We start from the raw sequence: 18,557 nt of genomic DNA, 5'->3' as shown, positions 1-18,557 counted from the left end.
TTCACGAGCCCGACAAACGGCGACATGCCAGGGGCCTCGTCGACGTTTGCCGGTCAAGCTCAGCAGGTAGGCACGTCGACGGTAATCTTCGGGTCGTCGACCAGCGGCTGGACCGGTACGCGAGCTTCGCCCTCGGCTGTGGGCTCGGTCAGATCGAACTTCAGCTCAACCGTCTGGCCTCGCGGAATGACGGCCCTGGTCATGTAGGCCGGGTGACCCTGTTCGGTTCCGTTGACGGCAAACGAAATCTGTCCACCCACGGAGACGGCATCGAGTTTGGCGCCGGCTGTCGCAAGCAGAGTGACTGCAGCCACATTGGTGCCATTGGGCAGTCGTCCGGGGTTGTCGACGATCCCGCTGACATATTCGGTCAGGTCGGCGTCGGGCGCGTTGTTGGTCAGTCGAACGGTGACCGTTGTCTTTCGGGTGTCGCCGGTGCACGTCTCGGCTGTGTAGTCGATTTCTCGTGTGAGGTAGTAGTCGAGCTTGTTGCCGGCTTGGTTGTTGATCACCACACCGGCGTACGGAGCGGCATCATCGGGAATGGTGTGCCCGAGGACGGTGTCGGCAAGAACCGATTGTTCGTCGGGGTGAGAGCTCCACACGGCGATTCTGCCCTCGCTGACGCCCTTGCCCAGAGCTTCCAGCAGTGCGCTCGGCGACTTGATGTTCCCGGTCATCTTCGCCACGACACGAGCTGCGATTGTCTGCAGATACTGCTTTCGTGCCTTGTTGTCGGAAGGGAAGCGAGCGTACGCAGTCGACTCGGTCAGTTCCACGACGTTGTCGGCGGTGACCGACTCTCCGTCGGGCATCTTGATCGGTCCTACCGCTTCGAGGATGTAACTCAGGGCGATCGGATCGGTCGCTATCGCACCGTCGACCATCTCACCCCCGGACTCCTGTGACCACAGGGACTGCCAGATCTGCGCTGCGTAGGGAAAGTGCGAGCTGAGGTTGCTGTTGCGAGAATCGGTGGTCGGGCGACTGTTTCCGTACAGCTGGTTGAAGTCAGGACCAAGGTCTATCGGTTGATTGTCCAGTGTTAGTTCGGAGTTGGGGGAGAGTGTGTCCACCCGAGCGGCGCCGTTGTCGACTCGGACGATGCCGTATCCACCCAACAGGCCGCCGGTTCCTCGCGCTTCCGCATTGGTCTGGAAACCGATGAAGTAGTTGCGCGGTCCGTCGGTGCCGAGCATCGCCGGTGCGATGCGCGCCGCGGTGGCGGTGTTCGTCAGGAGGGTAGCCAGTTCGCTTGTCTGCGACTGTAATTCTGCTCTGGCATCGTTAACTCGGCCCAGGTACTTCGATTCGGGAACTTCCTGTGCCTGCGACGACAGCAATTCCGCGGCGATAGCTGTTTCGGCCAGTTTCGGTTCCGCTTCGCGTAACGGTGCGAGTGCCAAGCGCCCACCGGGCTGCACCAATTCCGTTGGTGCGAGTGAAGTTCCGGTAGTTACGGCAGGGCCGAGAACGTCACGCGTAAGCCCCTGAACGACCTCGGTCATCTGGCGCGTCGACTCGAACGGCGACCCGATGACGGGAATTGTGGCGGTGATGTTCCAGGGGAGTGAATGGGTGTTGTCGTATGCGGCCGATGCTTCGCGATCGGCTTCCGCCGCGGCAGACTCTGCGACTCCCGTATCTCCGGCCATGAGAGCGCTCTTCGCCGACTGTGCGTGGTCGCGAGCCGCCTCCAGGTTGTCTTTCGCTTCGTATGCCGTGTACCCGAGCCATGCCACGAAACCGCCCACTACCAGCGTCGTTGCGGTGATCGCGACTGCCGTTCTACGGCTTCGGAGAAAAGCGGCCGCCCCCTTGGTTTCGCGCTCCGGGCCCCTCGGTGGGATGGTGTTGGAGCCGCTCGGTTCAGCCCCGGAATCGTCGTCGGACTTTGGTCCCACCGTGTCGTTGTTCATCCGCTGAAGCTCCTGACGTTTGAGTGCGTGAAAGCTGCGTCGACATGTCTAGCAGTGTTGGCCCAGTGGTGAAAACTTAGACGAGACAGTAGGGTTCGGTTCGGCCGTTCGTGGTGTTCGCTCCCATGGATTCACGTGATCAGCCACCGAACGTTCGTGAAAAACAAGGCTGGTGAAATGTGAGGTGACGGGTTGAGTGCTTTTCCGTTGTCTCGGGCTCAGCTCGCGCTGTGGTTCGCGCAGCAATTGAGTCCGTCAACTCCGTTCGTGGTGGCTCAGTACGTGGAACTACGCGGACCGGTTGACGTCGACGCGCTGATCGAGGCAACGAACACGGCATGTCATGAATTGGAGTCGCCGTTCGTTCGCCTCGTCGCTACCGATGCCGAGCCGGCACAGGTCGTCGATCATTCGATCGTCGACGATCTCGCATACCTCGACTTACGCAGCGACCGCGACCCGGTTCAGCGCGCGAACGAGTGGATGACAGCGGAATACTCACGGCCACTTGACGTGATGTCTGACCGCCTGATCTCGGCAACCTTGCTTCACCTGGCAGATGAGCACTACTACTGGTACTCGCACGCCCATCACCTCGTGCTCGACGGACATGCGGCGATGACACTCACCGCTCGGGTGGCCGAGCGCTATTCGCATCTGGTTCATGGCAAGACGCTGACTCCTTTCGGTGGTTTCGGGGTACGTGCACTGCATGACCTCGACGTCGACTACCGATCCTCGTCGCGGTATCGATCGGACGAGCAGTACTGGACGGAGATGTCCGAAGGCCTGCCCCGCCCGGTTCGCCTCGCCGACGGCGCCGGGCTGACGTCCATGCCGCAGCGCATGATGGTTCGGACACTGAATCCAACTCTTGCAAAACAGCTTTCGGATGTCGCGACCGAGTGGACTACGTCCGAGGTGGCGGTCCTCGTCGGTGCATTCGCGTCCTATCTCGGTCGCATGACTGATTCCGATGACGTAGTCCTCAGCTTGCCGGTGTCCGGCCGCACCACGGCGACGTCGAGACGTTCAGGTGGGATGCTGTCCAACATCGTGCCTGTTCGTGCGCAACTCGAACGGGATCTGTCGCCACGAGAACTGGTGCGTCAGATCTCGGTTCAGATGACCGGTGCACTACGCCACCAGCGATTCCGCTACGAGGACATGGGCTTCCAGGAGGGGCAGGGCGGATCCCGTGAGGCGGCGGGCCCGGCCGTGAACGTCATGATGTTTCACGAAGCGATTCGGCTCGGTGACGTCGTCGGCGAATTTCACGTCCTCACATCCGGACCCACCGAAGACCTGTTCTTCAGCATCTATCCGTCGATCGCGGGGGAGAACGTTCGCCTGTCCTTCGAAGCCAATCCGCACCTCTACGGCGAACGTGACCTGGCGATGCATCATCGTCAGTTCGTTCGGCTACTCGAAGGGTTCCTCGACTCGGCTACCCGTGCGCTCGGTGACCTCCGCATCCTCTCGACGGATGAAGTGAAGGATCTGGTCCCCGCGCTGGGTCCGCGGACGGACGGATTCGCGACGCTCGATTCGGTCTTCAGAGGCGGCGCAGGGCAGGGGAGTGCTGTCGCGATCCGCGAGCAAGGTGTGGACGTCACTTACGACCAGCTCGGCGCTCGCGCGGAATCACTCTGCGCCTTGCTCGTGGAGAACGGAGTCGGACGAGGCGACGTCGTCGGGATCCTCACCGAGCGCTCGACCGATTCCGTAGTTGCATTCCACGCGGTAGTGCGGGCTGGTGCTGTCCTTCTTTACGTGGATCCTCAAACACCCTCCGAGCGTGTCGCTTTCATTCTCGACGACGCCGACGTGTCGGTTGTGGTCGGTGGCGAACTCGTGGACGTGCCGGCTTGGGTGTGCGTCGTTGATCCCAGTGGCGACGAGACCGTCGAAGGGCCGGTGGATCGACGCGTGGGGGCGGGTTCATCTATCGCCGACCTGTCTCTGGACGACACCGCCTACGTGGTCTACACCTCTGGTTCTACCGGGCGACCGAAGGGTGTCGCGGTCACGCACCGAGGCATTGTGCCGTTGCTGCGTTCTCACGCACGGCGTCTGAACATCGATAGTTCCTCCCGCGTCGCGCTCCTTGCAAACACATCGTTCGACGTGGCGATCCTCGAGATTCTGCTTGCGCACGGCTGCGGCGCGACCGCAGTGATCGTTCCTCCCGGATTGATCGGCGGAGTGGACCTCGAAGACTATTTGCGGCTCGAAGGTGTCACGCACCTGAACTCGACGCCATCGGTTCCGCTGACGATGGATCCTCGGAAACTGCCGGATCTTCGAGTGTTGAACGTCGGTGGCGAGCGACCGCCGGTGGCGCTCGTGGATGTGTGGTCGAGTCATGTCGACATCGTGAATTCGTACGGCCCCAGTGAAGCGACCGTCGCGGCATTCATGAGCGAGCCGCTCGAGCCTGGTGGTGATACTCCGATCGGGCGCCCGATCGACGGCGTTTCCGCTGTGGTGTTGGATTCGTCGTTGCTGCCCACTCCGGTCGGCGCCGCGGGGGAGCTGTACGTGATGGGACACGGACTGGCGCGAGGGTACCTTTCTCCGACGCTCACCGCGGAGCGTTTTGTCGCTGCGCCCTTCGGTGCTGCCGGCGCTGGTGAGCGTATGTACCGCACCGGGGACATGGTGCGATGGAACGCTGCCGGTCAACTCGAGTTCTTGGGCCGCTCTGACCAACAAGTGAAGATCCGTGGAGTACGCGTAGAACTGGGCGAGATCGAGGCTGTGCTCCTGTCGACTCCCGGCGTTGCGCAAGCAGCGGTGGTCGAGCGATCAGGGTCGCTTGCGGCGTATGTGACCGTGGCCGAAGGTGCAGCTCATCCGTTGAGCCAGACGATGGTGCTCGATCATCTGGCTTCCCGACTTCCTCGTTCCATGTTGCCGAGTTCGGTGACTATTTTGGCAGCATTGCCCGTCACGAGCCATGGAAAGACTGACCGTTCAGCGCTCCCCGAAACGGCGTCGTCCGCGCCGGCCGAGCAGCGCGCGGCGGTCAACCACCCGATCGGGTACGACGAGGAATTGATTGCCTCGGTGATGGCCGAGGTCCTCGGCGTCGGAGTTCTCGGACCGCACTCCGACTTGTTCGCCTGGGGCGGTAGTTCACTCGACGCCGTGTATGTCGCCGCGCGAGTGAGTTCCGCCCTCGGAAGACGGGTTGGTGTCAGGGACGTGTTCGGTGCCCCGACGCCGGCGCGCCTGGCCCGGGTGATCCGTGCGGGGCGGGCGGAGTGGATGGTGGAACCCCAACGCATTTCGGACGACCTCGTCGTGGAAATCGCACCGGCGCAACAACGCCTGTGGTTACTCAACCGTCTGGATCCCCAGTCGTCGGCGTACAACATTGCGTTCGAGGTCGCGTTCAGTGGTGCTCTGGATATCGAGGCGATGAGGGTGGCGGTAGGTGACCTGACCGATCGCCATCTCGTCTTGCGTACTGTTTTCTCGTTCGACCAGAATCACGACGCGTGGCCGATCCAGGTTGCGACCGCGACTCCGGTGACTCTGATCGAGGTTGCGTCCGAGGATTACGAGGCTGCGTCAGCGGATTTGGTTGCGGCGGGTTTCGACCTGGCGACCGATACGCCTCTTCGCTTGATCCTCGCCTCCGGCAGCGATGCCGACCACCGCATGACCGTGGTTGCCCATCACATCGCCCTGGACGGCCTTTCGTTCGCGACGATCGTCTCGGACCTCATCGCGGCGTACGACGCTCGCGCCGACGGACGGTCGCCGATCTGGCCTTCGCCCGCTCTCGACTACCGCGACTATTCCGCTTGGCACAGAACCATTCTCGGTGATCCCGCGGATCCACAGAGCTTGGCAGGACGCCAGCTGGAATTCTGGTCCGACACACTCGCCGGTGTTGATCCGACTCTGGCGCTTCCCGTGGACAGATCCCGCCGGCCGGACCAACCGTCGTCGGCTCGGGACGTGACGTTCGAGTTGCCCTCACCTATCCATGCGGCGCTGAACGAGATCGCTCGCGCGCACGACTGCACAACCTTCATGGTGTTGCACGCTTGCCTTGCGATCGCACTGAGCAAGATCACCGGTGCGTCCGATGTGGTCATCGGGACCCCGACCTCCGGACGAACGCATCCTTCGTTCGACGGTGTCGTCGGTATGTTCGTCGGGACCGTCGCGCTGCGAACGCTCCTTCGCGGCGGAGACACTTTCGGTGAGTTCTTGACTCGGGTGCGCGAGGTTGATGTGGCGGCCCTGTCCAATGCCGACGTCCCGTTCGACTGGGTGGTCGACCGTGCGGTCGGTGGGGCCGTAGGCGAGAAGAATTCTTTCCTCCGAGTTGTTCTCGCTGTCGATCCGGTAGCGCCCGACTCCGAGATCGCGATGGGAACTCTGACGGTGCACGGCACTCCGCTACCCCCCGTGCACCCTCGCTTCGACCTCGAAGTGACGGTGCGCGAGGATCGTACGATTGACGGCGACGCGAGCGGTATTCGCGGCACTTTCCGATATGCCGACGATTTGTTCGATGCAGGCACCGTGCAGAGCTGGGTCGAGCGGCTTCGTCGAGTGTGTGGCTCGATTACCGAGAACTCGTCAATCATGCTGCGTGACATCGATGTTCTCAGTGTTGCGGAACGCGAAGAATTGTCGACTCGGGTGCCGGCGCCTTCGATTGTCGCGCAGTCGCTGCCTGACCTCTTCGGGGCCGTCGCAGCCCGGCATCCGAATGCAATCGCGGTGTCGAGTGGCGATACTCGCGTCACCTATGAAGAGGTGCGAGTTCGTTCGGAGGGCCTTGCCGCTGTCTTGATCGATCGAGGAATTCGAGTCGGTGATCGCGTGGCGGTCGCCCTGCCTCGATCGGTCGACCTCGTCGTAGCCATCATCGCTGTCATTCGCGCGGGCGCGACGTACGTACCGATCGACTTGCAGTATCCCGACGCTCGTATCCACTACGTACTTGCCGATGCAGGCCCGAAAGCGATTCTGTCGACGGACGAATCTGCTGGGCGGTTCGTTGGGTACGAGCAACTTGTCATCTTCGTGGACGAGACGACTGACGCTACGGCCGACTGGCCCGTTGCACAGTCGGAGTCCGCCGCCTACGTGATCTACACTTCAGGATCAACTGGAGCTCCCAAAGGCGTAGTGGTGTCTCAGGACAACGTGTTGGCGCTGCTCGCCTCGACCCGAGAGATCTTCGACTTCAACGCCGAAGATGTGTGGACGATGTTTCATTCGTACGCATTCGACTTCTCGGTCTGGGAGATGTGGGGTTCGTTGACCACTGGCGGATCCCTCGTGATCGTGGACGGTGATGTCGCGCGCTCACCCGAAAGATTCGCGGATCTGATTGTGCGGGAACGAGTGACCGTTCTCAATCAGACCCCGGCCGCCTTCTATGCGTTGGCGGAAGTCACGCAGGAAATGCTGCTTCCGCTCCGGACGATTGTTTTCGGCGGTGATCGCCTCGACGCCGGGCGCGTGGAGGCTTGGTTCGATCGGCACCCGGACGTGCGGGGCGTCAACATGTTCGGAATCACCGAAACCACAGTCCATGTCACCAGTTTCGATCTTGTCCCCGGTGACGAGACTGTCTCGCCGATCGGGTCCCCACTACCAGGGTTGCGCAGCTACGTACTGGACGCGTCGTTGAAGCCCGTCCCTCCGGGATCTGTCGGCGAACTGTATGTTGCGGGTCCGCAGGTGGCCGAAGGCTACTTGGGTCGACCCGCGATGACGTCTTCGCGATTCGTGCCTGAACCCGGATTCGATGGATCACGGATGTACCGCAGCGGCGATCTGGTCCGTTGGCGAGCCGGCCGACTCGAATATGTTCGCCGCGCCGACGGTCAGATGGCACTGCGCGGTTACCGCATCGAGCCGGGCGAGGTCGAATCCGCGCTGTTGGCTCACACGTCGGTGGAGCAGGCCGCGGTAGTGGTGAGAGAACTCGACAGCGGGCCGACTTTGGTCGGTTACATCACCCCGGGGAGCGGACACGACCTCGACGGCGTCTTGCGGACTGCTCGTTCGTTGCTGCCCGCGCACATGGTTCCGTCGGCTTTGATGGCGCTCGCGTCATTACCGGTCACGATCAACGGCAAAATCGACCGAGCATCGTTGCCGACCCCGGTGTCTCTCACGCAGCCGACTCGGCAGTCGCGAGACTTCTTCGAGCAGACAGTCGCAGCTATTTTGAGCGATTTGATGGAAGTTCCGCATGTCGATCCGGTCCGGAACCTCTTCGATCAAGGCGCCAATTCCTTGATCGCCACTCGTCTTTCGTCGCGTCTGAACTCCGCCCTGGGCTGCAACCTCGACGTCCGCGATGTGTTCGAGCACCCATCCGTCGATCAGCTCGCAGACATCGCTGCTGCGCGGATAGGTGTAGGGCGAACCGGCGCGGAGCACGCGTCTGACGTGTCCTTGGGGCCTCGTTCGGACAACACGAAAGTGCACCTGTCAGCTTCCCAGCATCGAATGTGGATTCTGAATCAGTTGGATACAGACTCCGCCGGATACAACATCCCGATCGTGCTGCGCTTGGCAGGCGAGCTGGACGTGGTTGCGGCCGAACTGGCAATTCGTGACGTGATCAATCGCCATCGCACTCTGCGGACCGTGTACCCGGTTGTCGGCGGCGGCCCGGTTCAGACGGTGCTCGACGCCGAGGATGCGCTTCCGGCCTTTCAGCTCGAGGCACTCGACGGCGGCGACGCCGAGAATTGTGTAGCAGAACTGGTGGGTTCGGGCTTCGATGTCACCGTTGATCCGCCCGTACGTGCGGCACTTCTCCAGGTTTCACCTGTCGAGCACATCCTGGCTGTCGTCGTCCATCACATTGCCGCCGACGCTCGATCACTCGAATTGTTGGTCCGCGACTTCACTGCGGCGTACATCGCCCGCTCGGCGCAGCACGCTCCGCAGTGGTCGCCGCTCGCGCTCGAATACTCCGATTACAGTGCATGGCAAAGGGAATCGGGGATTCCCGAGACGGTACGCAGCTACTGGATGCAGGCTCTCGAAGGACTTCCCGAGCAGGTGACGCTTCCCCTCGATCGTCCACGTTCGACGTTCGCCCGTGCGTCGAGCTATCGGGTGGAGATCTCAGGTTCGGTACGAACGGGCCTTCAGACACTCGCGCGATCGAACAACGCGACCATGTTCATGGTTGTACACGCCGCTCTCGCGGCGCTGTTGGCGAGGTACAACGGTAGCAATGACGTAGCTGTCGGCACTGTTGTGTCCGGACGCGTCACACCTGAACTCGACGAGCTGGTCGGCATGTTTGCCGGCACGATTGTTCTTCGAACCGAAGTCGATCCGTCGAACTCGTTCGGCCGGTTGGTCGAGCAGGTTCGTCAGCGTGACGTAGCGGCGTTCGCGCACGCAGAGATGCCCTTCGAATCGCTGGTCGATCTGATCGACCCACCGCGATCGCGTTCGCGACATCCGTTGTTCCAGGTGGCGCTCTCGTTCCGAACTGCTGAGACCGCCGCGTGGTCGATACCAGGGCTGGACATCACACAGATTGCTCCTGAAGTCAGGCACGCAAATTTCGATCTGCAGGTCAACGTCACGGACGAGGGGGTCGGGGGCGAACTCGGTCTCGAATTCGTCTACAACGCTGATCTATTCGATGATCTGACGGTATCGAGCTTTGCGGGCCGGTTCGAGCGCTTCCTGAATCAAGTGTCTGTCGACCCGAATGTCGCCGTAGGGCAAATCGACCTGTTGGACAGTGCGGAACGAGCTCTTCTCGTCCCCGCACACGGCGCGGTCGACCGGCCTGATCGATCTCGACTTTCCGGTACGACACTTGCCTCCATGCTGCGCTTCGGCGTCGAATCCGCCCCGGACGCTGTGGCGGTCGAGGGTGAGGGCAACACACTGACGTACCGGGAACTCGATGCCCAGTCGGATGTCGCAGCCGACGAGTTGCGCTCCCGGGGAGTTGGAGTCGACCAGGTCGCTGCTTGGACTGCAGATCGGTCGATTGCGTCGATCGTGCAACTGTGGGCAATCGCGAAGGTCGGTGCAGCTCCGGCATTGACGGACCCGGAACAGCCGCAGGCGCGAGTACGCGATGTCCTCGAAACACTGGGCACCGGAGCAATCGGCGGCCGCAACGCTGGTGGTGAAGATGCTGGTGGTGAGAAAGTCACCGACTCGGTGCGCGAATATTCCGAGAACCTGGCGGCCTACGTAGTTTTCACGTCAGGAACGACCGGAACCCCCAAGGCTGTGGTCGTGACCAACGGCGGGCTCGGTGTGATCGCCGAAGACCTGCCCGGTCGATTCTCGGCTGGGCCAGGTTCTCGCGTATTCCATCGCGGAGCGCCAGGATTCGACATGACGTTGCTCGAGGTGCTCATCGCGAGTGCGTCCGGGGCCACGCTCGTTCTGGCGAAGAACGAAGAACTGTTCGGCTCGGGACTCGCATCAGCACTGAGGCGCGAGCGAATTACTCATCTGTGCGCCACACCTACTGTCGTCGCCTCGATCGGCGATCCTTCGCTGCCGGACCTTTCCACGGTGATGTTCGGGGGCGAGCGACTCGGCGGCGCGTTGGCGAAGCGCTGGCAAGCCGGACGCCGAGTCATCAACGGATACGGACCTGCCGAGTCGACGATGTATTCGCTTGCTACCGAACCACTGTCGATCGAACAACTGTCGGCTGACACTCACGACGGATCGATCGGGTATCCACTGGCCGGGGTCGACGCCGTCGTACTCGATGATCGACTCGAACCGGTGCCGCCGGGAGTCGCCGGCGAACTGTATCTCTCAGGTCGAATGCTCGCTCGCGGTTACGCCGGCCAACCGGCCCGAACTGCGGAACGATTCGTGGCAACCGGTTCAGGCGCCCGGATGTACCGGACGGGCGATCTGGTGATGTGGAAGCCGGAAAGCCCCAAATCCGAGGGAAATACGTATCGCCTGCATTATCTCGGGCGAACCGACGTGCAGGTGAAGGTCAACGGTGTCCGGATCGAACCGGGTGAGATCGAGGCAGTCATTCAGTCTGTCGCGAACGTCGACTTCTGTGTCGTCGGGGTTCGGTCGGCCGAAGGTGGAAGTCCTCTGTTGGTCGCCTACGTGAGAAGTTCAGGTGCCGAAAGAGTTGACACTGGTCAACTTCGCGCTGCCGTCGCAGAAGTCCTTCCGACGTACATGGTTCCGCATGTCATCGTCGACATCGAGGGCGAGCTTCCGATGCGGAACGGCAAGGTCGACTTCGCCCGTCTCCCGTCGCCGACACTGGATGCTTCCCGTGCAGAGGGGCCGGCCACCGCCACCGAACGTCTTGTAGCCGGAGCTTTTGGTTCCGTCCTCGGTGGGAATGAGGACGACCGCGACGCAGACTTCTTCTCGCTCGGGGGCAACTCGCTGTCGGCCGCGGAGGTTACCTCGCTCTTGAGTAGTACTCTGGGGCTGGTTGTTCCGCTCAGGACCGTATTCGAGCATCCAACAGTTGCGGCGTTGGCAGCCCGGCTCGATTCGCTCGAGCAGAACGACTCGGTGAACGATCTTGTCCGACTGGAACCGCGCCGCGACCCCACGCCCGCACCCCTGTCACGAAACCAGCGTGCGATGTGGGTACTGAATCAGCGGAACACGGCGAGCGGCGCGTACAACCTGCCGATCTGCATCGAGATCGACGGTGAACTCGACGCGGCCGCGCTGCGTCAGGCAGCAACGGATCTTGTCGGTCGTCATGATGTCCTCAGAACCCGGTATCCGGGCACTCCACCGGTTCAGGTCGTGGATCCTCCGACCTCCGTGACAATGGAAACGCGGTTGGTCGCCGACATCGAGGTCGAGGTGCTGCTGCGAGAGTTCGGCTCGCGCGGTTTCGATGTAGCGGCAGACCTGCCGGTGCGCTGGATGCTGCTCCAGGTGTCACCGGTCAGGCACGTTCTGGCAGTGAGCTTTCATCACATCGCAGTCGACGGGGTGTCGATGCGAACGGTGGTCGGCGACCTGCTGACCGCGTACGGCAAGCGACGAGCTGGACTGGATTCGCAATGGTCTCCGTTGCCGATCCAGTACGGGGATTTTGCCGCGTGGGAGGCAGCACGTGACGTTTCCCCTGTCGTCGAGCAGTTCTGGCGCCGAACGCTGGACGGTGTGACATCTGTGTCTCCGCTGACGGTGGATCACTCCGATGGCGGGCCGGATACCTTAGCGCAGCGAGTGAACTTCGTGATACCAGCCGTCATCACCTCGGCACTGCAGGCGCGAGCCGACCGATTGAAGGTCTCGCTGTTCACGGTGGTTCATGCGGCGTTGTCGGTGGTGCTTGCCAAGCTGAGTGGAAATCCCGATGTCGTGATCGCGACAGCTGTCGACGGACGGCGGGCGCCTCAGCTCGACGGCGTGGTCGGCATGTTCGTGGATACGGTGCCTCTTCGCCTTCGGATCGACGGGGACGTGCCGATCGATCTTCTGTTGGGTGCAGCTTTCGATGCTGATGTGGCAGCGTTCGAAAACAGCTCTGTTCCTGCCGAGTTGGTTGGTGAGCTGCTCGGTGGACGAACTCCCCAGATTGCGCTGGGTCTGCAGAACTTCGCGATCCCTGCCGTGGAGGTTTCCGGCCTCACGATCGAGGCTCGCGAAATCGAGACCGCGACAACGAAGTTCCCCATGCATGTCTCGCTCGCACCCGCTGACGACGGTTCATTGACCGGAGCGCTCATCTATGCCGCGAGCGCATTCGATCCTTCGAGCGCCGACGCGGTTACCCGACAGCTGTCGAGAGTGCTCACCTCGATTGCCGAGGATGTACCAGTACTCGTTTCGGATCTCGTGGTGGGCGCGGCGCCCAGTTGGACTGCTGCCGAGGTCGATTCGTCCCGCACGCTGACCGAGATCTTCGCCGCCACCGCGGCGCGATTCCCGAACAACATTGCTCTCGACGACGGACACCGCACGGTGACGTATGCCGAACTCGACTCTGCCTCGGATGCCCAAGCCTGGGAACTGGTGGCCCGGGGAGCAGGACCGGGTGCCGTGTACGAGATTCCGGCGGTACGGACTATCGCGTACCTGGTCCGAATGTTGGCGATCTCGAAGACGGGCGCGGCATTCGTACCGATCGACCCCGACCTGCCGCCGGCACGTCTGAAGCAGCTGCGCACCGTCCTCTCCGATCGCAGCCCTGTTCCCGGTCGGCAGTATCCGGATTCAGTCGCGTACGTTGTTCACACGTCCGGGTCGACCGGTGAACCGAAAGGCGTTGCAGTCACACACCGAGGACTGGGCCTGCTGACCGACGATGCTGTCCGCAAGTACGGCGTGACTTCGGACTCGGTTGTGCTGCACGGTTACAAACCGACGTTCGATGCAGCAATCCTCGAGATGATGTTGGCGATCGGCGCCGGGGCTACCTTGGCGGTCGCTCCTCGGGAGGCTTTCGGCGGAAGGGCACTCGAAGAATTCGTCGCAGAACGCGGCGTCACTCACATGTTGTCCACTCCAGCCGTACTCGACACGATGGCTCCGGAGCGGTTCGATTCGCTCGAGGTGGTGGCAGTCGGTGGCGATGTGCTCTCACCTTCCACCGCGCGTGCGTGGAGTCGCCGCGCGCGAATGCTCAATGCGTACGGACCGACGGAATGCACGGTGGTCACCACTGTCGCCGAAGTGGATCATCGGGTCACCATCGGAGTCCCGCTCGCCGGAATCGGTGCAGAGGTGCTCGATACGCGACTGCGTCCGGTGCCGTGGGCCGGGATCGGTGAGTTGTACGTCAGCGGGCCCGGGCTTGCGATGGGCTATGCCGGAGATCCTGCCGGCACCGCCACGTCGTTCATCGCAGCACCCGGTGGGCACCGCCGTTATCGGACCGGTGATCTGGTTCATCGCCGCACGGATGACAGGCTCGGATTCGTCGGACGCTCCGACCGTCAGATGAGCGTGCGAGGAATCCGCGTCGAGCCCGCCGAAATCGAATCAGCTCTGCGTCGGTGCACGGGCGTCGAGGCTGCGGCGGTTGTCCTCGTCGACGACATTGCGGTTGCGTGCGCGGTCGGCGATGGTGTGGAGGCGGATCAGCTGACAATCGAGTTGGCCGCGATGTTGCCTGCGTATCTGATGCCCGGCCGCGTGGTCGTATTGGAGTCGATCCCGCTCACGACGAACGGAAAACTGGACGCAGATGCGTTGCGGCGCCATGTGTTCGAGAGCCAGGCGCCCGATGCAGCAGTGACGGTTTCGGAGGAACTCGTCACCGCTGTCATGTCGGAACACGTGTCCGGAAGTTTCGGCGCTCTGCACAACCTGTTCGAATCAGGTGGTGATTCGTTGGCCGCGGCAGCGGTGGCAGGTCGACTCGCCTCGATCTTCGCGCGAGATGTGCCTGTTCGCGCCGTCTTCGACAATCCGTCGCCGCGAGCGATGTCTCAGTGGCTGTCGGCGAGCGCGTCCGATGGCAAACGCCGCGAACTGACTCGACGTGATCCCGGCAAGCCGGCCCCGCTGGCGCCCTCGCAACAACGACTCTGGCTGATCAATCAGCTTCAGCCGGAATCGACTGCGTACAACCTGACGTTTGCAGCGGTCCTGGCAGACGACGTCGATCGTTCGGTCTTGAGCAGCGCGCTCGGCGACGTCGTCGATCACCATGCCGTATTGCGAACTGTCTGTGTTCCGGGTGAATTCGGTCCGCAACAACTTGAAATGGACTCTGTTGCATTCGATCTCACTGCGGTACACGTCGGCGATATCCGTGCGAGCGCTTCGGCATTCGCGACTGTGCCGTTCGATCTCGAACGAGATGTTCCGTTCCGTGTGCGTGTGTTCGCCGAAAAGGCAGGAGTCGACTCTGCAGGACTGACGGTCCTGGTCATCGTTGTTCACCACATCGCGATCGACGGAGCGTCGATGGGCCCGATCCTGACCGATTTCGTGGCAGCCTTCGAGGCCAGGTCGGCAGGTCTTCCCTGGGATCGCTCGTCGGGGGAGATCAGCTACGGCGACTACAGTTTCTGGGCGAGAGAGAGCTTGGGTGACCCCGAGGATTCTCTCAGCATGGCCCACCGGCAACTCGACTACTGGTCAGACGCACTTTGTGGCGTCGAGGATGTGTTGGCTCTACCCGTCGACAACCCCCGGAGTCCCGTGTCTTCACGATCCGAGGAGATGGTGACGGAAGTCCTCGACGGCGCCACCTACGACGCGTTGTCGGCGTTGGCTCGTTCGCATGGCGTCACGGTATTCATGGTCGTCCACAGCGTGATTGCCGTGCTGCTCGCTCGCGAGTGCGTCACGGACGACGTCGTGGTGGGAGCAGCTGTGAGTCTGCGGAACGATCCGGCGCTGCTGAGCGTCGCCGGAATGATGGTGGGTACTGTCGCATTGCGCACGAGGATCAACTCCACCGATCGCTTCGCTGCTGTTCTGGACGAGGTTCGCCGTGCCGATCTGGAAGCAATGGCGAACGCGGACGTCTCGTTCGACGACGTCGTTGCGAAGGTCGATCCGCCGCGCAGGATGAACGAGCATCCGCTGTTCACGGTCATGCTGGCGTACCGGCGAGCGCTGGAGTTGCCGCAGATCGACGGCATTACCGTCTTCGACATCGACAACGCAGGGGCGTCGACCGGTTACGACTTGACGTGGGACCTGGTCGACACCGGTGACAGTCTGACTATTCGATTGCTGTATGCGACGGAGAAGTTCCGCGAGTCGACCGCGGAACTGTTCATGCAGCGGGTGAGACGTATCGCCGAATCAGTGACCGCGGAACCCGAGATTGTGATCGGGGAGATCGAACTGCTGTCCGGACTCGAACGCTCGGCGCTGACTGCTGCGAATCCTCGCCACGTCGAACCTCTGACGATTGCCGACATTTTCGAACGCGCTCTGCGTCAGGCGCCCGACGGCGTCGCGCTGGAAGAGAACGGCAGACGCTGGACTTACCGCGACCTGCACGAGGAGTCGTCGCACTGGACACGCGAGTTGGTGGTCCGAGGAATCGGACCCGACGACGTGGTGGCCGTTGCGCTCGGGCGCGGGCATCTGTGGATCGTTGCGTTGTGGGCAGTAGCGCGTGCAGGCGCAGCGTGGCTGTCGCTCGATCCGGCGCTGCCGACAGCGCGCCGGCAGACGATGGTCGAGGAATGCGGTTCGGTTGTCGGTTTGACAGCGGGAGGTGCATCCGAGAGTTTGCCCGAGTGCGTCGAGTGGGTGGCGATGGACGAATCCCGCACTGCTGGTGGCGCTGCCGAGGTATCGGCAACGCCGGCTCACCCCGACAACCTCGCCTACGTCATCTACACGTCGGGTTCCACGGGAAGACCCAAGGGCGTGGAGGTTTCACACCGCGGAATCATGAACGTCTGCACCGCACACGCCGAGATCGCCGAGCTCGAGCGTGGCCCCGAGTCCTGCAATTGGCGTCGTCGACCTTCGACGCGTCGGTGATCGAGATCCTTCTCGCGGCTGCAGGGTGTGGAACGCTGATTCTGACTCCCGACTTCGTCTACGGGGGAGAAGAACTCACGAATCTGCTGATAGCCGCCGACGTAACACATCTGATCGTGACGCCGACGGTCCTGGCGACAGTCGATCCGGATGCAGTGCAACCGTTGATCGTCGAATCGATGGGGGAGCCGCTCTCTGCGCGCCTTGCGTCGGCGTGGTCACCCCGACATCGCATCGTCAACGGATACGGACCGACCGAATCAACGATCGCGGCATCGATTTCCGCACGGATCACTGACGCGGACGTCACTGTCGGCACTCCAGTCCCTGGTTCGACGGCATTTGTTCTCGATCAGAGGCTCCGACCGGTTCCGGATGGCGTTGCGGGAGAACTGTTCCTCGCCGGTGAGAATGTGGCACGGGGGTACGTCGCTTCCCCGGCTCTGACGTCCGAGCGCTTTGTTGCCAATCCTCATGCGGTGGGGACCCGGATGTATCGCACGGGTGACCTCGTGCGTCGTAGGCGTCACGACCGAGCGCTCGAGTACCTGGGTCGCAACGACGCGCAGGTGAAGGTGCGGGGTGTCCGCGTGGAACCGGCGGAGGTCGACGCGGCTCTGTCAAGCCATGGAGCAGTGGCCTTCTCGGTAACCGTTGTCTGTGACGACGGGCACGGATCCGCTGAACTCCGTTCGTATGTGACGTTGGCGGAAAACGGTTCGGCGACGGAATCGGAGCTTCGCGGGTTCGTCTCCGGCCTGCTGCCGAAGCACCTGCTGCCTTCGTCGGTGACGATAGTGGGCGAGGTACCGTTGCTCGCTTCGGGGAAGATAGACGCAGCGGCACTTCCTGCTCCTTCACCGCAGCCAGGGTCGAGTGCGGATCGACCCATCTCGGATACCGAACGTCACGTGGCACAGGCATTCGAGGGCGTGACCGGCGCGAAATCGGTCGGCCGCTACGACGACTTCTTCGAGCTCGGCGGGACATCGATGGGTGCAGTTCGAGTGGCTACGCGCTTGCGTGAGAGCCTGAACAGGGAATTCCCGGTTCAATGGATTTTCACCGACCGAACTGTGGCGGAGCTTGCCTCTCGGATGGATCTCGTTCATGCCGATGTCTTCGAGGGTGATTCGCTTCGTTCGGATCCGCTGGACACGGTCGTCATGCTCGGCGGCGACCCCGATGACCAACGGCCGCCGTTGTTCTGTGTGCATCCGGTCAGCGGAATCGCCTGGTGCTACGCCGGACTCGTCGGTCAGCTGCGGGGTCGACGGGTGTACGGCATCCAGGCAACGGGAGCAGGTGAATTGCCAGGCACGGTGGCGGAGTTGGCGTCGGGGTACGTCGATGCCGTACGGACGGTGCAGCCGTCGGGTGAATACCATCTACTGGGTTGGTCTGCCGGCGGAACGATCGCGCTCGAGATGGCGAGCCAGCTCGAAGAGGCCGGCGATCTGGTCGGTTCGGTTGTCATGCTCGACGCGCTGTTACCGGAGATGATGCCATCGGTACAAGCGGCTCCGAAACCTTCCGAACTGTTCGCGCAGATCGGGCTATCCGAGGTTGAAACTGAAACTGCAGCACTGACTTTCACAGACGTTGCGGCAGAGATCCGAAGGCAGACCGGTATGGATTTCCTTTCCGATACGGTACTCGAATCCGTAGTGGGTCGGGTGGAAAAACTGTCGCGAATCGTTCGGGACCACACGCCGCGGCACTATTTCGGGTCAGTGGAACTGTTTGTGGCGCAGCATGATCTGCCTGAACATCGTCACCTGGTCGAAAGGTGGTCCGAACTGGTGGGGCCGTTGCGGGCGTACCTGGTCGACTGCTCCCACTCGGAAATGTCGAGCACTGAGGTGTTGGCGGAGGTCGCCCAAGTTCTCGTCGGCTATCTCGAAGGTGTCGATTCGGATTCGAAGGATCGCAATCATACTGGGGTGCAGTAGATCTAACGGGCCGGGACTTTGGTCCGGAATTGTCACTCCCGTGGTCCCCTTGCTTCAGTTCCGCAAGTAGAATCTGTAGCATTTCCCTTGTGGCAGTAAGCCATTCAGAAACTATCTCCGGAGGATCGTATGTTGGGTTCCCTTTTTTCCATCAGCTCTGAAATCGGTGTTCCGTCCGTCGACGCGCTCTTCGAGGCTGCTCGGACCATCATCGGCGCGCTCTTCGGCCTGAGCTGACACGTCGCAGCGA

3 protein-coding genes are annotated in these 18,557 nt (G+C 62.2%); 2 read left to right on the top strand and 1 reads right to left on the bottom strand.

Features of this window, described 5'->3' with window-relative positions:
• Positions 1 to 59: 59 nt before the first annotated feature.
• Positions 60 to 1,919 carry a DUF4012 domain-containing protein gene (locus EHW12_RS16720; protein ID WP_125051209.1) on the bottom strand — a complete coding sequence of 620 codons (1,860 nt, stop codon included), beginning with the start codon at positions 1,917 to 1,919 and terminating at the stop codon, positions 60 to 62.
• Positions 1,920 to 2,111: 192 nt separating this feature from the next.
• On the opposite strand from EHW12_RS16720, the gene EHW12_RS16715 reads away from it, so the two are divergent.
• Together EHW12_RS16715 and EHW12_RS35875 are read left to right on the top strand one after the other, a co-directional pair.
• Complete coding sequence (locus EHW12_RS16715; protein ID WP_277426200.1) at positions 2,112 to 16,355, top strand: non-ribosomal peptide synthetase; 14,244 nt, start codon at positions 2,112 to 2,114, stop codon at positions 16,353 to 16,355.
• Entirely contained in the window at positions 16,325 to 18,307 is a 1,983-nt protein-coding gene (locus EHW12_RS35875; RefSeq protein WP_277426199.1) for an alpha/beta fold hydrolase, read from the top strand. The genes EHW12_RS16715 and EHW12_RS35875 overlap by 31 nt, the downstream gene beginning before the upstream one ends.
• The last annotated feature ends 250 nt before the right edge of the window (positions 18,308 to 18,557 follow it).

The sequence above is a fragment of the Rhodococcus sp. NJ-530 genome (assembly GCF_003860625.1).
Classification (GTDB): Bacteria; Actinomycetota; Actinomycetes; order Mycobacteriales; family Mycobacteriaceae; genus Rhodococcus_F; species Rhodococcus_F qingshengii.
The sequence above is the reverse complement of the archived record's forward strand: the minus strand, read 5'-3'. Positions and strand labels throughout refer to the sequence as shown.